This is a genomic window from Bradyrhizobium sp. Rc2d (assembly GCF_900099855.1).
In the GTDB taxonomy this organism is placed as follows: Bacteria; Pseudomonadota; Alphaproteobacteria; order Rhizobiales; family Xanthobacteraceae; genus Bradyrhizobium.
Map to the genome: position 1 here is coordinate 81,802 of NZ_FNCU01000030.1, position 20,346 is coordinate 102,147.

Genomic DNA, 20,346 nt, shown 5'->3' on the forward strand with positions numbered 1-20,346 from the left:
AACCAACGGGTTCCCTCCCCGTTGTGTCCTCGCAAATCGGACACGCGGGCAAGGGCTATCATGGCAACAGACCAGCTGGTCAACACGACGGGCATCGCCCAGCACGGGGCGAGCCGCCTGCCGTCGGTCGACGTCGACAGCTTCAACATCGAGCTCAAGGACGACGAGGGCTTTCTGGGTGACCGCGCCAGCAAGGGCGCGTTTCGCGAGATCCTCGAAGAGTGGCGCAAACCGCTTCGCAAGAGCGGCGAGGATCCCTTCGGCGACGAGCCGTCCGACAAGATCAGCAAGAAGGCCCTCGATGCCGTTCTGGTCGGCGACGATACCGAGGCCACGGCCGTCGTGCATAGCGCGATCGAGGATTTCGCCCAGGAGCTCGCTTACGTCACGCGGAGGTTCCTCAAGACCAAGGCCTGGGCCAAGACCGACTGCATTGTGGTCGGCGGCGGCTTTCGCGCGAGCCGGCTCGGTGAAATCGCCATTGCCCGGGCCGAGATCATCCTCAAGTCTGAAGGCTTCGAGGTCGATCTGGTGCCGATCCGCTTCGATCCTGATGATGCCGGGTTGATCGGAGCCCTGCACCTCGCACCGTCCTGGATTTTCGAGGCCTATGACAGCATCCTCGCGGTCGACATCGGCGGAACGAACATCCGCTGCGGGATCGTGGAAACGCGCTGGAAGAAGGCGCCCGATCTGTCCAAGGCCGCGGTCTTCAAATCCGATTTGTGGCGCCATGCCGATGATGAGCCGAGCCGCGAGGCCGCGGTGAAGCGGGTGGTCAAGATGCTCGAGGGGCTCATCGAGGATGCCGCAGCCGAAGGCTTCAAGCTCGCGCCGTTCATCGGCATCGCCTGTCCCGGCGTGATCGACGCGGACGGCTCCATCGAGAAGGGTGCGCAGAATCTCCCCGGCAATTGGGAGAGCAGCAAGTTCAACCTGCCGGCAAGCCTCGTCGAAGCCATCCCCGAGATCGGCGGGCACGACACCGCGGTCGTGATGCACAATGACGGCGTGGTTCAGGGCCTTTCGGAAGTGCCGTTCATGCAGCACGTCGATCGTTGGGGCGTGCTCACCATCGGCACCGGCCTTGGCAATGCGCGCTTCACCAACCGCCGCAAGGAGGGCGGCAACGGAAAAGACCGGGATTCCACGGAGAACGGGAAGAAAAAGGGCAAGAACGACAAAGAGTAACCTTGACCGGTTAGGTTAAGGGGCGGATTGCGTTGCGCGATGCGGGCTGCACGCTAGGGTCGAATCGTCGCTTCACTCGGCCGGCGAAGCCGCCCTTCCCGGTCAGTATTTCAATGAGCGGCAAGGGACCGCCAGTGTTTACCGCGTCTGGCGGTCCCACCCCGTTTCTTGGACCCGGGCCTCAATTCCAGCCGATGCGCTGAAAGAACGCCGCGATCTCCATGGCCGCGCGATCCGGATCTTCCCGATGCGGGAAGTGCCCGACGTCCGGAAACATCGCCAGATCGAGTTCGCTGAAGGTTTCGCCGAGCCGATCGGTCCAGGCATAGGGAAAGAGTGGGTCGTGCTCGGCCCAGCGCACGCAGGTCGGCACATTGATCGGCGGCAGGCGCGGTGCCTCACCCTTCATCATCGCGATGCGCCCGGCATGCGAGGCGCGATAATGCGCAAAGCCGCCGGCGAGATTGCCGTCCTTGAGGAAGTTGTCGGCGAAGGCGTCGAGCACGTCGTCGAAGGCATTTTTCCGATGCGCCCAGCCTTTGAGGAAGTGGCTGATATAGAGCCGGCAGCTCTCGCGGCTGGCGCCGACCAGCGCCGGCGCCATCTCCATCTGGTGGAAGGACTGGTACCAGATGTGGTTGAGCCTATCGGGCGCTGCCATGCGCGGCCCGATGCCGGGATAGACGAAATCGAAGAAGAACAGCCCGGTGAGCCGGCCCAGTGCCTGCCGGGCCAGGGGCTGCATCACGGCGCCACCGACGTCATGGCCCACGACGCCGAATCGGTCGATGCCGAGCCCGTCCATCAGCGCCAGCATATCCGCCGCATGGCCATCGGGCCCGTAGGGGCCATCAGGCTTGTCGCTGTCACCGAAGCCGCGCAAATCGGGCGCGAGCAGCATGAAGCGGTCCGCAAGCCGCGTCATCACCGGCTCCCAGGTCCGCCAGAATTCCGGCCAACCATGCAGCAAAAGCAGCGGTTTGCCGCTTCCAGCGCGGACCAGATGGAAATCGGCGCTATCGGCCGCGATCGTCAGATGCTCCACGGCGGTTCCTTTCGGAATGAGAGGGAAGGGATGAAACAGGCGGCGGATTTTCGCCTTTCGCGCCTTGTCTGGCCGGCCATCCTCGCCTATTACACGCCCCGACCACAGGGGTTCCTACCTCTTATCGGCACCTTCAGGAGAGGTGGCAGAGTGGTTGAATGCACCGCACTCGAAATGCGGCATAGGTGCAAGCCTATCGGGGGTTCGAATCCCTCCCTCTCCGCCATTATCAAGTAGCTCGCTCCGCAAGCACCGTCCTCGCCGTCGCCACAAACGCTTGCGCCGCCGGCGAGAGCGTTCGTCCCTGGCGCTGGAGCAGCGATACCGGGCGGGTGATGGCCGGGCGCACCAGCGGCTTCGCGATCAGCGTCGGAAATTGATCGGCCGGTAGCATCGTTGCGGGAAGGATGGCGAGGCCGAGGCCCTGCGCGGTCATGGCGAGCGCGGTGTTGATCAGCGTCACTTCATAGGTCGGCGAGAGGCGCTTGCCCTGCGCGCCCAATGCCTGATCGATCTGCATGCGGATCCGCGTCTCGCGCCGCATCGCGATCGTCGGGAACTGCTCGAGCTCGTCCCATGTGAGGGAACGACGTGCGGCGAAGTCCGCGGTGCGGCGGCCAATTGCGCTCAGGCGACCGCGGGTCAGGGTCTCGACCGACATCTCCGCGATCTCGCCCTCCACGCTGCCGATCGCGAACTCTGCATCGGTTGCGATCATACGCGGAACGAGATCGTCCGCGGCAACGTCGCGCATGTCGATCTCAATGTCCGGATAGCCCGCGCGGAATTTCGCCAACACCAAAGGCAGCAGCGCCGATGCGGCGCCGGCTGACGCGAGAAACACGACGCGACCTGCGCGCGCCTGCGCGAGGTCATGCATGCGCCGTGACAGTCCTTGCGCATCGCTGAGCATCCGTTCGGCGGCATGAAAAGCCTCGTCGGCGGCCAGCGTTGGCTGCACGGACCGCGTGGAGCGATCGAACAGCCTGACGCCAAGTTGGACCTCGAGCTGCTGGACCAAGAGGCTCGTCGCCGATTGCGTGATCCCCAGCTCACGCGCGGCCCGCGTGATGCTGCGCGTCCGGTACACGCCGGTGAAGGCTTGCAGTTGCCTCAAGGTGACATTCATAGGCAATGCTCATGAATTGATGAGTTCTTTCTGGCTTATCTCATAAGCGACCCTGCAATAAAATGCATGCTGCGTGGACGGCGAATCCGCGGGTGAAGCATGGGATGGAAACGAGCATGAGGACACAGGTGCTGGTGGTGGGCGCCGGGCCCGTCGGATTGACCGCGGCGATGGATCTGGCCTCGCGCGGGATCGACGTCGTCGTCGCGGAAATCCGCCATGCCGGCGATCCGCCCAGCGTCAAATGCAATCACGTTTCGGCGCGCTCGATGGAGATCTTCCGCCGGCTCGGCGTCGCGGCAAAGCTGCGCGACGCAGGCCTGCCGGCCGACTTCCCGAACGATTGCTCCTACAGGACCACCGCGACCGGCATCGAACTTTGCCGCATCGACATCCCATCCCGCGCGCGCCGTTACACTGCAACCGGCGGTCCCGACACCTGGTGGCCGACGCCCGAGCCGCCGCACCGGATCAACCAGGTCTATCTCGAGCCGATCCTGTTCGGCCATGCCGCCGCGCAGCCGCGCATCACCATTTTGGCGCGCACGGAAATTACGGACATCGAACAGAACGACGGCCATGTGATCGCGATGGGTCGCAACCTCGACAGCGGAAATCCGCTCCGTATCGAAGCCAACTTCGTGATCGGGTGCGATGGCAGCCGTTCGCTCGTGCGGAAATCGATTGGCGCCAGCCTGTCCGGGACGCCGGTGATCCAGCGCGTGCAATCGACCTATATCGAAGCTCCGCAACTCAAGGAACTGATGGGAGCGCACAAGCCTGCCTGGATGGTGCTCTCGCTCAACCCGCGGCGCTCCGGCACCACGGTTGCGATCGATGGTCACGACCGCTGGCTGATCCACAATCACCTGAAGCTCGACGAGCCCGAGTTCGATTCGGTCGATCGCGACTGGGCGATCCGCGCCATTCTCGGCGTCGATGCGCGCTTCGAATACCGGGTCCTGAGCAAGGAGGACTGGGTCGGGCGCCGGCTGGTGGCCGATCGCTTCCGCGATCGCAGGGTCTTCATCTGCGGCGACGCCGCGCATTTGTGGATGCCCTATGCCGGCTACGGCATGAATGCGGGCATTGCCGACGCCGTCGACCTCTGCTGGCAATTGGCGGCGCATCTGAATGGGTGGGCGCCGGCTTCAATTCTCGACGCCTATGAAGCGGAGCGCCAGCCCATCACCGAGCAGGTGTCGCGCTTTGCCATGGATCACGCGATGAAGATGATGGCCCAGCGCGGCAGCGTCTCAGCGGAGATCGAGGACGCCACGCCTCGTGGTCACGCGGCGCGCGCAGCGCTGGCCAGGGCGGCGTACGATCTGAACGTGCAGCAATATTGCTGCGCCGGCCTCAACTTCGGCTACTACTACGATGCCTCGCCGATCATCGCCTATGACGGCGAGGCCCCGCCGGCTTACGCGATGGGAAGTTTTGCGCCTTCCACCGTACCCGGCGCCCGCGCGCCGCATCTGTTCCTGCGCGACGGCCGATCGCTCTACGATGCATTCGGGCCCGGCTATACATTGCTGCGGCTCGATCCGGCGATCGATGTGGCACGACTCGAGTCGGCGGCGGAGGAACGCGGCATGCCGTTCACGCTGGTCGACATCGCGCCGGACGAGGCGAACGGTGCCTATGCCGAGAAGCTGGTGCTGGTGCGGCCAGACCAGCACATCGCCTGGCGCGGGCAAGTCGCGCCCGACAATCCGCAAGGGTTACTGGCGCGCCTCACCGGCGAGGCGACGTAAGGGGACAGCGGGTTTCCGGTCTGACGGCCACAAATCAAAACTTCATCGGGGGAGGGGAACGTGTTTCACTCTGCAAGACGTCGCATTCTGGCCGTGCTGACGGCCACGACTTTCGCCGTGCTGCCGCTGGGGGGCGTTGAGGCGGCCTATCCGGAGCAATTGATCAAGATCATCGTGACCTTCCCGCCCGGCGGCAGCGCCGATACCGTGATCCGCACGCTCGAGCCGCTGGTCACCGCCCAGCTCAAGCAGAGCTTGGTGATCGAGAACCGCGCCGGAGCAGGGGGCAACATCGGCATGGCCGCGGTAGCGCAAGCCAAGCCGGACGGCTATACGCTCGGTGTCGCGCCGGCAGGCAGCCTGACGGTGAATCCGCACCTCAATTCGTCAATGCCGTTCGATCCCAGGGATCTCGCGCCGATCACCCTGCTTGCGGAGATTCCCTTTGTGCTGGTGGCGTCTGCAAACGTGCCCGCGCACAATGCGGCGGAGACGATCGCGCTCGCCAAGGCAAAGCCAGGCGCGTTGTCGATCGGACATGGCGGCAACTCGACCGCCATGCATCTGACGGCAGCGCTGTTCGCGCAGAAGACGGGGATTAATATGGAGCTGGTACCCTATCGCGGGACCGCGCCGGCGACGGTCGATGTGCTCGCAGGGCACGTCCCGTTCGCTGTGCTGGATATCCCCGCATCGAGGCAGCTGATCCTTGAAGGCAAGCTCAACGCGATCGGCGTCTCCTCGGCGCGCCGTCTGGCATCCCTCCCTGACGTGCCGACTCTTGCCGAGAGCGGGATCGCGGGTTTCGAATCGGTCGGCTGGTTCGGGCTCGTTGCTCCGGCCGGCACGCCTGCGGATGTCGTCGGCCGACTGAACGAAGCCTTCACAAAGGCCCTGAAAGACCCGTCGGTGGTCGAGAAGATCCGGACGCTCGGCGCAGAGCCCGCGCCGACATCGCCTGAGCAATTCGGCCGCTTCATTCAGGGCGAAAGCGCGAAATGGGGCAAGCTGATTGGCGAGGCCGGGATCAAGGCGAACTAAAGCGCAATGCGATGAGGATGAATCGTCATCCCACTTTAGGTTGTTGTTTGAGCATGATCTTTTCGGAAAACCGCTGCGCACTTTGCGCTCACGCGGCCCTTCGGGTCCGGATCATGCTTTAACGCGCGGCGATGCCCGCGCTCTCGATCACCCGCTTGTAGCGTGCGGTCTCCTCGACGATGAACGGCTCCATCTCGGCCGGCCCCTTGTCGGCGATCGACACCTGGCCGTTGGTGGAGAGGTCCGCGACGATGGCGGGGTCGGCGAGCACGGCGGCCAGCGCCTCAGAGAGCCTGCCCACGATTCTCGGGTCGGTTCCGGCTGGGACCGAGACCCAGGTCGAGCCGACATTGACGGCGTCCGGGTAGCCGACCTCGAGCACCGTGGGCGCGCCGGGCAGCGCGGCCAGCCGCGCCGTGCCGGTGGTGCCGAGCACCTTGACCTTGCCGGTGTCGATCAGCGGCCTGAGCACGGTAAGGTAGTCGAAGGAGACGTCCAGGATGCCCGACATCATGTCGGTCATCTGGCTCGAGCCCGACTTGTAAGGCACGTGGGTCAGCTTGATGCCGGCGGCGGCCTGGAACATCTCGCCGGCGAGGTGCTGGGCGGTGCCGGGGCCGGGGGAGCCGAAATTGACCTTGCCTGGGTTGGCCTTCGCGTACGCGACGAACTCAGCCAGCGTGTTGTAGGGCGCTGCCGCGGTCGCGACGAGGATCTGGTTCGACGAGCTCACGCCGCGGACGTGGACGTAGCTCTTGAGCGGGTCGTAGTTGAGCTTCGTCAGCCCCAGGTTCGGCTGGATCGTCATAGGCCCGCCGGAGGCGTAGAGCACGGTGTAGCCGTCGGGCTGGGCCCGGGCAACGAACTCCGTCCCAATGGTCCCGCCAGCGCCGGGGCGGTTCTCCACCACCACGGGCTTGCCCAAGCCGCGTCCGCAGCAGCTCCGCGATCTTGCGCGAGACGAGGTCGGTGACGCCGCCGGCCCCGAACGGCACTACCCAGGTGATCGCGCGGTTCGGCCAGGATTCTGCGGCCGTCTGAGCCCCCGCGGCGCCCGCCTGGAGCGCCAGCGTCGTCGCGGCGACGAGGCACAAGAGCGCTCTCATCACCTTGTCGGCGATGCCTTCCATGGTTGCAGTTCTCCCCCGCTGCCGTGTGGCCGTTTATGGCCATGTTGACTGAAAGTTACAGCTGTGAGTCTCTTCCAACCATTGGCGTAATCTGAGCATCTCTTTTGCAGAATATGAAAAGATGGATGAATTGCCTTCAGGTCGTGGAACTGTTCGTCAGCACCGTCCGCGAGGGCAGCTTCTCGGTGGCGGCCCGCCGCGCCGGGCTCTCGCCGACCTTGGTGTCGCTACATCGGCGAGCTCGAAGCGCAGTTCGGCGTGCAGCTGTTCAACTGCAGCATCTGATCGGGCGCATCGGTCGCGATCTCTCGCCGGCTGCGCGCTTCAGCGCGGCATACTTGCGGGCGCTCAGCCGATCCGCGACCGCAAGCTCGCCGGCTGACGTGTCGTGCAGCAACCGTCGATGCCCTCTGCAGCCAGTGCGGTCTTGAACCCGCCATCGGCGGAATCCGACCAAGCAACATCCCGCCGGCTGACTGGCGGCAGCCGCCCGCCGGCAGTTAGGTGATCCAGGACGATGTTCGATAAAACCTACCGGCAGCGCCTCGAAGCCGATCTTGCACAATGGGAAGCTGACGGTGTGATCGCGCCGGCGGTTGCCGCCTCCATCCGCGCCGCGCTGCCGCCGCTCCCAGCCGGCATCAACATCGCTGTGGTCGTCGCCATCGTCGGTGGCCTGTTGATCGCGGCGGCCTTCCTCGCCTTCGTCGCCGCGCACTGGACCGAGATCGCGCGGCTGCTGCGGTTCGCAATCCTGCTCGCCGGCATGGTCGTCGCCGGCGGCCTCGGGGCCTGGTTCGCAACGACGGGTCGTACTGTTCTCGCCGATCTCTGTGCCAGCATTGGCGCCATCATCTTTGGCGCGGGCATCGCGCTGGTCGGCCAGATGTATCATCTCGGCGAGGACTTTGCCGGCGGCATGCTGCTGTGGTCGATCGGGGCATTGGCCGCGGCACTCTTGACCGGCTCGCGCGGTGCGCTCGCGGTCGGTCTCGTCGCCGCCTCGATCTGGACCTGCATGCGGACTTACGACACGCCGGACGCCTTGCACCTTCCCTTTGTGGCCGTCTGGCTCATCGCCGCCGCGACGGCCTTTGCATGGAATTCTCGCGTGGCGGCCCATCTCGTCGCGATCGCGATGCTGCCGTGGTGGATCGCGACGTCGCTCCGCTTCGAATTCGATGGCGCCCAGCCGTCATTCCTGCTCGCGAACGGCGCGGCGCTGTTGTTCGGCGCGGGGCTCGCGATCGCCGCAGCGCCGTCGCCGAGGGCGCTCCGGCTCGGGAGCGTTCTGTCGATCTACGGGGCGTTTGCGTTGGCCGGCGTTGCCTGCCTCGAGGTGACGACAGTCGACGACATCGTTAGCGTCCGGATCGGCACAGTGCCAGCTCAACCGCTTTGGGCGATCCTGAGCGGGATCGCGGGTGTGATCCTCGCTCTCGCAGCCGCCGGGATCACCAGGCGCGCCGGTGAAGTCCTGGCAGCATGCGCCGTCGGGCTCGTGCTGCTCGCCGCGCCGATCTGGCCGGCATCTGCGGCCGGCGAGCCCTGGTTCGCCTATGCCGCGCTGCTCTGTGCCATGCTGTGCCTCGTCGTCTCCGGCATGCTCGATGAGGTGCGTCCGCGAATCGTTGCCGGCTGGCTCGGCATCGCCGGCGTGATCGCGGGCATCACCTGGGCGGTGAAGGGCTCGCTGCTGGGCCGCTCGGCCTTCCTTGCGGCGGCCGGAATCATCGCCGTCGGATTTGCGACCGCGCTCAATCGCATGCTGCCGAGGGCTGCGCGATGATCAAGCTTTTCGCATCCGCCACAAAACTCTGGCAGCGCATTCCGAAAGCCGTGCTGTTCGGGGTCGCCGTCCTGCTTCAATGCGTGCTGCTGGTCCTGATGGTCGCCGAGCGCACGCAGATCCTGCGCGAAGGCCTTGACGTGACCTTGCAGACGCAGCCGGTCGATCCCCGCGATCTCCTGCGCGGCGACTATGTCGTGCTCCGCTACGACATCTCGCAAGTGCCGGCTGGCGCGCTCGCCGGCAAGCCGGCCGCCGAACGCAATGCGGTCGTGTTCGTCAAGCTCGCGCCCAATGCCAACGGCCTTTACGAGGGCGTCTCGGTGCATGCCGAGCCTGTCCCCGTCACGGCGCCCGAACTGCTGATCCGCGGCCGCGTCGGCTATTCGGGAGGGGCCTGCGGCACAAATGGCCGCACCTTCTGTGACAAGCTGACGATCAAATACGGTCTCGAAAGCTATTTCGTGCCCGAAGGCGAGGGCAAGAAGCTCGAGCAGGCGCGCAACCAACAAAAGCTGCGGGTCGTCGCCGCGGTGCTGCCCTCGGGCCGCGCTGCCATCAAGCGGCTGCTGCTCGACGGCGAGCCGGTGTATGAGGAGCCTTGGTACTAGACGTCTATCGTTCGGTGCCCGCCTTCAACGCCCGCCGCAGCACATCCCACATCCTGGGATCGCCCATCTGCGCCACGTTGAACCGCATGAAGTTCGATGCCGTCTGTGACACGCTGAACACGTTGCCCGGGGCCAGCACCACGTCCTCTTCGAGAGCCGCGCGCGCAACGGCCGTGGCATCCCGGCCGCCCGGAAGACGGCACCAGAGGAAGAAGCCGCCGCGCGGCGTCAGCGACGGCTCGATGCCGAGCGCCTGAAGTTTTCGCGCGACGTCACGCCGGGCGCGCATGAGCCGTTGCCTGAGCTCGTCCATGTGCTTGCGATAGCTGCCGCCGGCCAGCACCTTTGCGATGATCTCGGTCGCGACCGGGCTCGGGCCGCCGAAGCTGGTCGCGACCTGGAGATCGACGAGATGCTCGATCCAGTCGGCGCGCCCTGCGATGTAGCCGCAGCGCACCGAGGCCGACAGCGTCTTGGAGAAGCTGCCGATGCGGATCACGCGGGCAAGGCCGTCGAGCGCAGCAAGGCGCGGCGAGCGCTCCGGCTCGAAGTCGCCGAAAATATCGTCCTCGACGATGGTGAGGTCGTGCGCGGCGGCCGCGCTCAGCAGCCGGTGCGCAGTCGGAAGCGACAGCGTCGCGCCGGTCGGATTGTGCAGCGCTGAATTGGTGATGTAGAGCCGCGGCCGTTCGCTGGCGAGGACCTGCTCGAAGCTTGCGACGTCCGGACCCGATGGCGTGTAGGGCACGCCGACGATCTTCGCCTGGTGCGCTCGAAGCAAGGCGCGAAAATTAAAGTAGCAGGGATCGTCCACCAGCACGGTGTCGCCGGGACGGAGCAGGAAGCGGCAGATCAAGTCGGTCGCCTGCGTGCCCGACCCCGTGAGCATGAGCTGGTCGCCCGACGCCTCGATCGCGTCTTCCGCGAGGCGCGTGAGCAACAGCCGGCGCAGCGCCGGCGAACCGCGCGTGCTGCCGTAGTCCGCCAATAGAGTCGCATCGGTCCGCGCGAGCGCGCGGATAGCGCGTCGCAGCGCCGCCTCCGGCATCCACTCCGGCGGCAGCCAGCCGCAGCCGGGCTTCAGCGCGGTCGTGTCCGCATCAAGCGATTGCCGCGAAACCCAGAATGGATCGACCTCCCGGTCGCGGCGCGGCTCGGCCTCGGTCAGTGCGAGCGGCGGCATGACCGTCGGCGAGACATAGAAGCCCGAGCCGCGACGGGCACGGATCAGCCCTTCCGCGGCCAAGCGGTCATAGGCCTCGACGATGGTGGAAGGCGAAACCCCCAGCGTCGCCGCAAGGCTGCGGATCGATGGCAAGCGGTCGCCGGCACCGAGCGCGCGGCCCGCGACCTTGGCGCGGATGGCACTCATCACGTCTGCGGTCCGCGTTCCGTTGCGCCCTCTCGCTGATGCCTCGCTGTCCAAGTGTATCGCCTTCCATATCCATACAGTTTTGCCAGATTGTACTGAACTGTCGCTGGTCTTGTCACTGGCGATGGCCGAGCATCGCGCTCCAAAAAGCGAGGCAGGAATGCAATCTGCGGGCACCGGCTGGGGCAATGGGCTTCTCGGCGTCATCATCTTCAGCGGCTCGCTGCCGGCGACGCGCGTGGCGGTCGGCGGTTTCTCCGCGCTGTTCCTGACGTCCACGCGCGCGGTCATTGCGGCGTTGATAGGTCTGGCCGTGCTCGGCGTGCTCCGTCAGGCACGGCCGGCGATGCGCGATCTCGCCTCGCTCGCCATCGTCGCCATCGGCGTCGTGGTCGGCTTTCCCTTGCTGACCGCGCTCGCGCTCCAGCACATCACTTCGGCGCATTCGATCGTCTTCATCGGCCTCTTGCCGCTATCGACCGCGATCTTCGGCGTCTTGCGCGGCGGTGAGCGGCCGCAGCCGTTGTTCTGGCTGTTCGCCGTCCTCGGCAGTGCCACCGTCGCGGGCTTTGCTCTGTCGAACGACGGCTCAGCCTCGCTCACCGGCGATCTTCTGATGGTGGCCGCGATCGTCTTATGCGGTCTCGGCTATGCCGAAGGCGCCGCGCTGTCGCGCCGCCTCGGCGGCTGGCAGGTGATCTCCTGGGCGCTGCTGCTGGCGCTGCCGCTGATGGTGCCTGTCGCGATTTGGACGTGGCCGCCGACATGGAGCGGCGTCAGCGCGCCCGCCTGGATCGGGCTCGCTTACGTCTCGATCTTCAGCATGTTCGTCGGCTTCATCTTCTGGTATCGCGGGCTCGCGCTCGGCGGCATCGCCCGCGTCGGCCAGTTGCAGCAGCTCCAGCCATTCTTCGGCCTCGCGCTCGCCGGCCTGTTGCTGCACGAGCCCATCGCCTGGAGCATGATCGCCGCGACCGCGCTCGTGGTCGTCTGCGTCTTCTTCGCGCGCCGGTTTGCGTGATGATGGCCGGCTAGTCCTGCCTCCCGCACCGCAGCGGCGTAAGTGCACCGACTGCCCAAGCAGGCCCGGCGAACGCGCGCGAGATTGACGATTCCCGCGCGCGCCCAGCGACGTACGAGCCGCGAACGAGCTCACTCCATCACGGTTTTCGTCAGCGTCGAGCGGGCGAATTTCTTCAGCGGCATCGGCTTGCCGAACAGAAAGCCCTGCACGAGATCGAAGCCGAGCTCGTTCGCGCCGACGAGGTCGGCGCGGCTCTCGACGCCCTCGGCGACCACGCGCGCGCCGTAGCCCTGCGCCAGCTCGACGATGTGACGGCACACCGTGCGCTTCAGCCGGTCACTGCCGCTGCCGGTGACGAAGTGCCGGTCGGCCTTCATCATGACGAAGGGAATTTTGTCCAGGCCCATCAGCGCCGGCCAGTTGGCGCCGAGATTGTCGATCGCGAGGCCAATATTGTGCAGCCCCACCTCGCGTGCGACCTCGGTCAGGAGGTCGAGATCGCGGGTCGCTTCTTCGCTGTCGATCTCGATGGTCAGCCCGCCGAAGGCCGGATGCGTCGGCATGCGGCGACAAAGATCGCGCACCGCCTGTGGCTCCTTCAGATAGGACGCCGGCAGGTTGATCGAGAGATCGATCGGGCTCTGCTGCTCCAGCAGATAGTGCCAGTCCTGCATGGCGCGCTCGATCACGAATTCCGAGAGATCACGCAGATGCGGATCGTGCTCCTCGGGAATGAAATAGGCCGGCGGCACGACGCCCCAGGTCGGATGGCGCATTCGCACCAGCGCCTCGGCGCCGCTGCGGATCAGCGTGCGCGCGTCGATCTTGGGCTGGTACCAGAGCTCCAGCCAGCCGGCATGCAAGGCCTCGCCGACATGCACGGCCGGGCTCGGCGCCGGCTCCTCCGGCAGCAGCATCGCGACACGCTCGCGCAGCGTCTCCGCGGCAAAGGGCGTGGTCAGCGGCGGCAGCATCGCAAGGCCGTATTCCTCGCCGACCTGCCGCACGGCCCTGACGACGATCGATTCGCGGGCGCCGACCGCCAGGACCTTCCCGGCGAAGCCCTCACGCACCAAGACCTCGAGGAATCTCCCCGGCTCGATGCCGTCGGTGGCGACACCGAGCAGGATCAGATCCGGCAATTCGGTGGCGAGCACGGTTTGCAGCTCGTCCGCGCTGGCGCATTCGCAGGTGACGAAGCCAAGATCCTCGAGCACCTCGCTGAGGAAGGCGCGCAAGTGACGCTTGCTGTCGGCCACGCAGGCGCGCGGCGTCACCTTTCGCCGTCCGAAGGTTACAGGCCTTCGTCCGACGAGTTCAACAATCCCATCGTTCATCAACACCACTCCCGTTCCGTGACGGTTTCTTAAACGCGGAGCGTGGGTTCAAATAAGGAGAGCGTCACCTCGCTGTTGAATTATTTGAGTAACGTTAAGCCCTGCAATTAGAGCTAATTTGTCGACAGATTCTTCGAAAAGAATTCGCATACTCCGGCACCGCACGCGCAACGGCTGCCAGCGCATGCGGAATTTCTCCCGCGCGATCGATGAAGGTGCGGCTTGCCGACGCCAGGCATCGAGCGATGCGGTTGCGTGGCCCTTCGCTGCAATGACAGGACGATTGGAGAATTAATTTCCGGCGGCTTTTTCGTGTTGTGCCACGCCGACTGCCTTGTAGTCATAGGTCGGATAGAATTCGGTGCGATAAGATCCCCAGGCCGTGTCCTCGATGACGCGGTTGACCTCGCGCAGCCGCGACGCCGGCAGGCGCAGCGTGATTACCTGGCCAATGCCCATCATCACATACCAGCTCACGACCTCGACGCCGGGCGGCGGAAACGCCTTGTAGAAGCCCTGCGTCTCGAGTTGCGCATTCAGCTCGTGCAGCGGCCGGGATTGATCGTGCTTGAAGAAGACGGTCAGCAGCACCGCGTTGTCGGCGGTCGGCGCAGCATCTCCTTGTGGCGGCGTCGTCTGCGCCATCGTCGTCGATGTGAGCGCGAGCGCACCCACGAGCAACGTCACCATCGTCAGGGCCCGTCGGTTTGATCTCATCGCGACCTCCTGCGGCTTGTTCCTTCGCAGCATCGGAGGATAGGAGCGACAGCTACGGCCGCGGAACTCATTTTCGCGCGATGCGGGCATGTTCCATCTGCGCTCGTGACAGTTATGCGACGATGCGTCCGCGCCTGTCGGCGCAAATGTGAAACACATCACATGCGCACTGCTGCGCCTGCGCTATTGCTCCGCACAGCCGGTGGTGGGCTGTCGAGGATGCAGCGATGACGATGCGGCGAATGATGTATTGGTGGTTCAGATTCGTGCTGTCGGGGCGATTTCTCGATCGCTTCCTGTGCATGCCGCGCGCGCATTAGAGCATGATCCGGAAAAGTGTGAAGCGGTTTTCCGAAAAGATCATGCTCAAACAAAGACCTAAAGCGCGATGACGGTTCAATTCAATCTCATCGCGCTTTAGGCATGATCACTCACCGATAACGCGAAAGCCCCTCGCGCTTTGATGACTGCGCGATATCAGGTCTGCCCGATCAATTTGCGAAACGCCGCCGCGCCGTCCTGCATCGCGTCGCGTCCCTTCCAGGCGAGATAGGTCAACTTGCCGCCGAGCGTATCGTGACTGCGCAGGCGGCGCGATCCGAGAATGTGGCCGACATTGGCGGGGAAGCGGCTCACCTCGGCGGACACCAGTGCCGCGATCGCGTCCATCAATTGCTGGAGGCGGACGCCCCACTCGCAATGTTCGATGTCATCGATGCGGACCTTGAGCGCATATTCGATGTCGTAGATCTCGGCGAGCAGGTCGCGGGCGACCAGCACCCGGTTGTGCCGGAGCGCAACCCGAAGAGCGAGGCGCTTGTCGTCGAGCCGGTCGAGCACCATGGGAACGACGCAGGCATAGGGCGCGGCGGCGACGTCGGCGGCGCTCTTGGTTGCGGCGGCCTTGGTGGCAAGGCGCACCAATTGCCAGGGCGTCTTCAGGCGCCTTGCCACCAGTGCCAATGCGAAGGGCAGCGCGCGGGGATGGGATTTCCTGAAGCCGTCGAGTTGCGAGGTGATCTGGGCCACCTGGTTGTCATCGAACTTCGCGATCTGCTCGGGCAGTTTTTCGTTGAACTTCGGCAGCGCGTCGCCAGCGCGCAGCACGTCAAGCATCTTCATGACGTCGTCGAAGGCGGTGCGCGATGCCGTGTACTGCGCGAGCTTGGCGCGTGCGAGCTCGGTGCTATCCGCTGACGCCAGGGTGCTCTCGAGGACCTTGAGGACCTTGGTCTGGAAGGTCGACGCGATCTTTTGCACTTCCTTCGGGTTGTTGGCGGCGACCTGGTCGTTGATCGCCTTGATGTAGTCGCGTGCCATGGTCGGCAGCAGGTCGCGGCAGATCCATTCCCAGATCGGGGTGAGGGTGTTGCGTGAGATCCGCCCCGCATTGGCGTGCTCAGGCGCGCCGTCGATCAGAAGCAACTCGAGCGGTGCGAAGAAATAGCGCGAGGGGCTGGTGGCGCGCGCCTGGGTCGATCCGTCCTTGCGAAACTCGGCGCGCAAGCGCGATTGGATGTCGGTCGAGCCCGGCATGTCGATCCCGCACAGCTCGAGCCGCTCGAGTTCACTGAGCAGACAGCTGCGCGACAGCGGCGTCAGCCTCTGCAAGAATTCCGACAGCCGATCGATCTCGTTCATGGCACGCAATCTTTCGCAGCGTTTCCCGCAGGCTTGCGGGCCCAATGCGTGGAGGCATTTGCGCGCTCTCATCTCCCTAGAGAAGCAAGTCGCCGTTAATTAATCCGTAAAATCCGGGGGGCGGCCAGAGCGGAGGCAGCTGTTGAGGGGTTTCGCCCGCTTGCTCAGGATCTGAGCCGAAATCTCAACCTCTACGCGCCCGGGAACCTCCCCGCGCAAGCATAAATTGTGCCGATGCCGCGGATTTAGCGCAAAACTGCCGAAATCACCGTAGTCTTACGGGGCAAAAAGTTAACCACAGACCGGCCCCCGTTCCGCTAAATGAGTGACATGGCGTCACAGAATGATGCGGCCACTGATTCGCGGCCGTCGGAATGGTACGAAAGCAGCGCTGCTCCAGCTGAAGAGCCCGATTTCGTCCGCCTGAACGCCGCCCGTGCCAAGGCCGCCGACGAAATGGCCGCCGCCATTGCCCGCGAGCTCAACGGCCCCCTGACGGCGCTCCTGCTCTACATGGGCGAGATCAAGCACCACAGCGATCAGCTCGCGCCCGTCACCGGCGACCGCGCCTATTTGCAGCGCGTCGTGGAGAATGCGCTGGCGCAGACCGAGCGCGTTTGCGGCCTCGTCAAGCAGCTTGCCGGTCCTCACAAGGGCGGCCTGCCGATCCCATCCGGGACCGGGGACGCCGAAGCGCGGACCCCCCGCGTGCCGCTGCCGCAGCGCGTGCCCCGCGCCGAATTGATTGGCCTGTCCGGCCAGAAGCGGCTGACCAAGCGCGAGCGCGAGGTGCTGAGGCTGATCAGCGAAGGCTATTCGAACAAGCAGGGCGCGCTTCGGATGCAGATCAGTCCGCGCACGTTCGAAAGCCATCGCGCCGAGGCGATGCGCAAGCTCGGCGCGCGCAACACCGCGGACCTCGTCCGTGCGGCGCTGCTGCACTCGATCGATTGAGATTGATTGCATTCCGCCGGGCCGGCGGCGCTGATCCCGCTCAGAAATAGTCTTCGGCGAAGGGACGCGTGCGTGATGCGGGCCGCAGCGGCTTGGGCTCGTCCTTCGGTGCGTTCGGGATGATCGTGATGGTCCAGCGGGGAGGCATGCTCGATTCCTGCTCGAGCACCGAGCGCACGAAGCCAGTCACCGTCGACTCGCCAGACTTTACCGTCGCCATCCGGCCGTTGAACTGAGCGATGCGAAAGCGACGGACTTCCTTCTGGTCCGCAGTCTCGTAGGTGAACATGGAAACCCTCCTGGTTTCCCGCGACTATCGCCAGCTATGATTAGCCATCTGTGAAAATCCCAAGCCGTAGAAGTACGGCGGGAATACACGCGCGGATGGTTAGAGCGTTTTCGACAACCGAAATGGCTCTAAAGCGCGATGAGATTTGGATGAATCGTCATCGTGCTTTAGGTTGTTGTTTGAGCATGATCTTTTCGGAAAACCGCTGCGCACTTTTCCGGATCATGCTCTAGCATTCCGGCTCCTGCGCGCGCGCCGCGGCGTAGGCGGCATCCATCAGGTCCAGGAGATCGCGGAGCTCGGTGTCGTGAAGCGTCTCGGCGGACTTTTCCAGCCGCAGTGCCAGCGCCGCGAGCCTCGCATAGCCGAACGTCCCGGCCGCACTCTTCAACGAATGTGCTTCGCGGGCGATCCTGGCCTGGTGCTGCTCACGCGAGAGCGTGCGGAACAGTTGCAGGCGTGCGCCGGTCTCGCTCCAGAACACGGCGCGCACCTCGCGGGCTCCGTCCTCGCCGATCTCATGTACCAGCGCCGCATAAGCATTCGGGTCGCGCGCGGGCGCGCAATCGAGCAGCTTCGGCGCCGGCGCGACGGACACTTCAAACATGGCTTTGCCTGCCTCGATCACGATTCGATGCCGCGCGGGCCGGTATCGGTGCGAGGCCCGCCGTGTCTACGGCATCTGGATTTCAGTTCCGGAAGCAGGACGGCTCGTGTTTGCGGGCCGGCGTTAGCCGTCGGTTTACCACGCGTGCGGGGTCAGCGCTGGCCGAGCAGCCGGTCGTATTGCGCCTTCACGGTGGCGTAGCATTCGCACGCGGTCTGGCGCAGGCCGTCCAGGTTCAGGATCTGGATGTGTCCGCGGCTGTAGTGGATGAAATTGGCCTGCTGCAAGGTGTTGGCGACCAGCGACACGCTGTTGCGCCGCGCCCCGATCATCTGTGCCATGGCCTCCTGGGTCAGCAGCAGCCGGTAGTCGCCCGACAGGTCATGGGTGTGCAGCAGGCAGCGCGACAGCCGCGACTCCACTGGATGGGCGGCGTTGCAGCCCGCGGTCTGCTGGACCTGCGCGTAAACCGCAAGACCGTGGCGCGTGAGCAAGGTCCGCAAGCTGCTGCTCTGGTCGGCCGCGACGCGCAGCCGGTCGAGATCCATCACCGACGCGGCCCCGGGAACCAGCACGACGGCCGTGTTCAACGCGCTTGCATCGCCCATGGTCGAGAGTGTCCCGAGCAGGCTGTCGCGGCCGATCATCGCGACCTGCACATGCTCGCCCTTGGCGAGCTTCACCACCAGCGAGATCACGCCGCGGTGGGGAAAATAGGCGCGCTTGAGCGTTTCGCCGGCCTCGACCAGCACCGCGTCATGGGGCAGATCGATCGCGCGCAGGTACGGGCGGATCAGCTCATAATCGTCTGCCGACAGCGCGGACAGGAAACCGTTGGATGGGCGGCCCGTCGTTTCCAAAGCTGCCTCCCGCCTTCTGCATCAGCAAAGTCGCCGCCGGCGAAATCGCTTCTTGCGCGAGTAAGTTCCATCATGTTCACGTCGGGATATATTGGCAATTGGGACAAGATGTCCGGCCCAAGACAGTCTCCCTGACCATTTCAAATACGAGGGCGCGGCAGATTGAAATCTGCCGCCTCGAGCATTTGCAGCAACCGGTTGGGCGGGTGGCCTCTCGCGGTCATGCGGGTCAATCCGGCGCGTTCGATGTTCCGATCAGCGCCGCGCCCCGTTCGTCATGCAGTTGCGCGGCGACAAAAATATATTGTATAGGTTGTGGCGCTGTCCATATACCCGTTACAGGGCAGACAGCCTGTGGCATTTGCGGCGGAAATAAAGAGCGGCGCGCTGATTCGCTCCTGAGTTGTGCGCCCGTCTGCGAGGGTTGCGCAGGAAAAAGCGGCAAGGGGCCTTCATGAGCCGGAAGCATTGCATCCGTGCTGCCATCGGACGCCGGTCGACCCGCGCAGTCTCGTCCGCGAGTGCTTTCAGCCATCCAGCATTGCTTCGAACCATGGCCCCGTGCGGCCGCAGATTTCGCAGCCATCGTCTCCGTCTTCCCGGCGCCGCCAACCATCTTAGCGACGATCCATTTCTCGATCGAAACCAGAGGAGAAAGGCGTGTCCCACGGCTCGATGATTGAATTGCCGAAACGGGAAGCTCAAACGGGGAGGGAAGATCTGCGCCATATTCTCGTTGTCGACGACGACCCGATGGTGTGCATGGCCATCGAGATCTATCTCCAGCGCAACAATTTTCGGGTGACGATCGCCGAGGGAGGTGAAGCTGGACTGCGGGCCCTCGCACACGAACAGTTCGATCTGATGATCATCGATATCTTCATGCCGCATATGCGTGGGTTCGAATCGATCCGGACCTTCCACGAGCGGGCGCCCGCCATTCCGCTGATCGCGATGTCGGGCTACGCTTTCGCAAATCTGAATTCGCCCGCACCCGATTTCCTCCGGATGGCGCTGGAACTCGGCGCCGCACGCTGTTTGCGCAAGCCGTTCACGCCGCACGCACTGCTCGCCGCCATCAACGATTGCCTGGCGGAGCATCGGCCCGACGCCGAGATTGCCTCGGCAGCGCGGCTGGGTTAGCGCGGCACGAGCCGGACTGGCGACGAGGTAACGGTTCGTTTACCGAAAACGCGAATTTTGTGGATCGCGGCACAGCACGAAACGATCCATCGCGAGAGCGCCCGCGACCGCGGGCCGAGTCCGTTCAATTCCACTCAAGGCCGCGCCTATCGTCCTTCGCGAACGGGATTTTCTCGCGCGTGCCATGCGCCGTTATCGACGCGTCTACCTCACATCTCTCCCTCGTCGCGGTGCGGTGCCGGCTTCGCCGAAGCGTGCCCTCGCATGCAGCCGAACGGCAAACTTGTCTTCAATATCCGTATTAGCACGGAGGCCGAAATTAACGGGACCGTGAAAAGGGATGTCTAACGATCGAAAAGAGGGCTTCCGTCGATTCCAAGCGCGGCGCAACGCGTCGAAGCCCAGTCAGTAAGGCGTACCTCATGGATGATCTGTTGCGGGAGTTTTTGACGGAGACCAGCGAGAGCCTGGACACCGTCGACAATCAGCTGGTGAAGTTCGAGCAGGAGCCGAACAACGCCAAGATCCTGGATAACATCTTCCGCCTGGTCCACACCATCAAGGGCACCTGCGGCTTCCTCGGCCTGCCGCGGCTGGAAGCGCTGGCGCATGCCGGCGAGACGCTGATGGGCAAATTCCGCGACGGCATGCCGGTGACCGGGCAGGCGGTGACGGTGATCCTGTCCTCGATCGACCGCATCAAGGAGAT

General features: G+C 64.7%; 19 protein-coding genes and 1 tRNA gene. 10 read left to right on the top strand and 10 right to left on the bottom strand.

Going from position 1 to position 20,346, the window contains the following annotated elements:
• The first annotated feature begins 60 nt into the window (after window positions 1-60).
• Window positions 61-1,191 carry an ROK family protein gene (locus BLV07_RS30005; protein WP_091893158.1) on the top strand — a complete coding sequence of 377 codons (1,131 nt, stop codon included), beginning with the start codon at window positions 61-63 and terminating at the stop codon, window positions 1,189-1,191.
• Window positions 1,192-1,372: 181 nt separating this feature from the next.
• On the opposite strand, the gene BLV07_RS30010 is transcribed toward BLV07_RS30005, so the two are convergent.
• On the bottom strand, window positions 1,373-2,236 hold the full coding sequence (locus BLV07_RS30010; RefSeq protein WP_091893160.1) for an alpha/beta fold hydrolase: 864 nt from the start codon (window positions 2,234-2,236) through the stop codon (window positions 1,373-1,375).
• Between the two features lie 136 nt (window positions 2,237-2,372).
• Between BLV07_RS30010 and BLV07_RS30015 the strand changes: the two genes are divergently transcribed.
• A tRNA-Ser gene (locus BLV07_RS30015) sits at window positions 2,373-2,462 on the top strand.
• 3 nt (window positions 2,463-2,465) lie between these two features.
• Here the strand turns inward: BLV07_RS30015 and BLV07_RS30020 are convergent.
• A complete protein-coding gene (locus tag BLV07_RS30020) occupies window positions 2,466-3,365 on the bottom strand; it encodes a LysR family transcriptional regulator (protein ID WP_091893162.1) in 900 nt (299 codons plus the stop codon).
• Between the two features lie 116 nt (window positions 3,366-3,481).
• Between BLV07_RS30020 and BLV07_RS30025 the strand changes: the two genes are divergently transcribed.
• Window positions 3,482-5,122 carry an FAD-dependent oxidoreductase gene (locus BLV07_RS30025; protein WP_176945851.1) on the top strand — a complete coding sequence of 547 codons (1,641 nt, stop codon included), beginning with the start codon at window positions 3,482-3,484 and terminating at the stop codon, window positions 5,120-5,122.
• Between the two features lie 60 nt (window positions 5,123-5,182).
• Window positions 5,183-6,163, top strand: coding sequence for a Bug family tripartite tricarboxylate transporter substrate binding protein (locus BLV07_RS30030; RefSeq protein WP_176945852.1), 981 nt, complete (start codon window positions 5,183-5,185; stop codon window positions 6,161-6,163).
• A 118-nt stretch (window positions 6,164-6,281) separates the two neighbouring features.
• Here the strand turns inward: BLV07_RS30030 and BLV07_RS30035 are convergent, their stop codons facing one another.
• Window positions 6,282-7,088, bottom strand: coding sequence for a Bug family tripartite tricarboxylate transporter substrate binding protein (locus BLV07_RS30035; protein WP_244551244.1), 807 nt, complete (start codon window positions 7,086-7,088; stop codon window positions 6,282-6,284).
• 722 nt (window positions 7,089-7,810) lie between these two features.
• On the opposite strand from BLV07_RS30035, the gene BLV07_RS30040 reads away from it, so the two are divergent.
• Complete coding sequence (locus tag BLV07_RS30040) at window positions 7,811-9,082, top strand: DUF2157 domain-containing protein (protein ID WP_091893169.1); 1,272 nt, start codon at window positions 7,811-7,813, stop codon at window positions 9,080-9,082.
• Entirely contained in the window at window positions 9,079-9,693 is a 615-nt protein-coding gene (locus tag BLV07_RS30045) for a GDYXXLXY domain-containing protein (RefSeq protein ID WP_091893171.1), read from the top strand. Before BLV07_RS30040 ends, BLV07_RS30045 begins: the two co-directional genes overlap by 4 nt.
• Window positions 9,694-9,697: 4 nt before the next feature.
• Here the strand turns inward: BLV07_RS30045 and BLV07_RS30050 are convergent, their stop codons facing one another.
• The gene (locus tag BLV07_RS30050) at window positions 9,698-11,065 is read right to left on the bottom strand and encodes an aminotransferase-like domain-containing protein (RefSeq protein ID WP_091893174.1); all 1,368 of its coding nucleotides are present in this window, start codon (window positions 11,063-11,065) and stop codon (window positions 9,698-9,700) included.
• 160 nt (window positions 11,066-11,225) lie between these two features.
• Between BLV07_RS30050 and BLV07_RS30055 the strand changes: the two genes are divergently transcribed.
• Window positions 11,226-12,086 (top strand): DMT family transporter, encoded by an 861-nt coding sequence (locus BLV07_RS30055; RefSeq protein ID WP_091893211.1) that lies wholly within the window; start codon window positions 11,226-11,228, stop codon window positions 12,084-12,086.
• A gap of 131 nt (window positions 12,087-12,217) precedes the next feature.
• Here the strand turns inward: BLV07_RS30055 and BLV07_RS30060 are convergent, their stop codons facing one another.
• The 3 genes from BLV07_RS30060 to BLV07_RS30070 all read right to left on the bottom strand — a co-directional run bounded on the left by BLV07_RS30060 (window position 12,218) and on the right by BLV07_RS30070 (window position 15,784).
• Window positions 12,218-13,426, bottom strand: a complete 1,209-nt coding sequence (locus tag BLV07_RS30060) for an EAL domain-containing response regulator (protein WP_091893176.1) — start codon at window positions 13,424-13,426, stop codon at window positions 12,218-12,220.
• Between the two features lie 291 nt (window positions 13,427-13,717).
• Window positions 13,718-14,143 carry a hypothetical protein gene (locus BLV07_RS30065; protein WP_176945853.1) on the bottom strand — a complete coding sequence of 142 codons (426 nt, stop codon included), beginning with the start codon at window positions 14,141-14,143 and terminating at the stop codon, window positions 13,718-13,720.
• 477 nt (window positions 14,144-14,620) lie between these two features.
• A complete protein-coding gene (locus tag BLV07_RS30070; protein ID WP_091893180.1) occupies window positions 14,621-15,784 on the bottom strand; it encodes a hypothetical protein in 1,164 nt (387 codons plus the stop codon).
• Window positions 15,785-16,114: 330 nt separating this feature from the next.
• Between BLV07_RS30070 and BLV07_RS30075 the strand changes: the two genes are divergently transcribed.
• Window positions 16,115-16,738, top strand: a complete 624-nt coding sequence (locus BLV07_RS30075; protein ID WP_091893182.1) for a helix-turn-helix domain-containing protein — start codon at window positions 16,115-16,117, stop codon at window positions 16,736-16,738.
• A gap of 40 nt (window positions 16,739-16,778) precedes the next feature.
• Here the strand turns inward: BLV07_RS30075 and BLV07_RS30080 are convergent, their stop codons facing one another.
• The 3 genes from BLV07_RS30080 to BLV07_RS30090 form a co-directional block, all read right to left on the bottom strand.
• Window positions 16,779-17,027, bottom strand: a complete 249-nt coding sequence (locus tag BLV07_RS30080; protein ID WP_091893184.1) for a hypothetical protein — start codon at window positions 17,025-17,027, stop codon at window positions 16,779-16,781.
• A gap of 229 nt (window positions 17,028-17,256) precedes the next feature.
• Window positions 17,257-17,634, bottom strand: a complete 378-nt coding sequence (locus tag BLV07_RS30085) for an Hpt domain-containing protein (RefSeq protein WP_176945854.1) — start codon at window positions 17,632-17,634, stop codon at window positions 17,257-17,259.
• 152 nt (window positions 17,635-17,786) lie between these two features.
• Window positions 17,787-18,494, bottom strand: coding sequence for a Crp/Fnr family transcriptional regulator (locus BLV07_RS30090; RefSeq protein ID WP_091893189.1), 708 nt, complete (start codon window positions 18,492-18,494; stop codon window positions 17,787-17,789).
• Between the two features lie 660 nt (window positions 18,495-19,154).
• On the opposite strand from BLV07_RS30090, the gene BLV07_RS30095 reads away from it, so the two are divergent.
• Together BLV07_RS30095 and BLV07_RS30100 are read left to right on the top strand one after the other, a co-directional pair.
• Window positions 19,155-19,637: a response regulator gene (locus BLV07_RS30095; protein ID WP_091893191.1), complete on the top strand. Its 483-nt coding sequence runs from the start codon at window positions 19,155-19,157 to the stop codon at window positions 19,635-19,637.
• Between the two features lie 422 nt (window positions 19,638-20,059).
• The coding region (locus BLV07_RS30100; RefSeq protein ID WP_176945855.1) for an Hpt domain-containing protein at window positions 20,060-20,346 on the top strand (287 nt) is incomplete at its 3' end.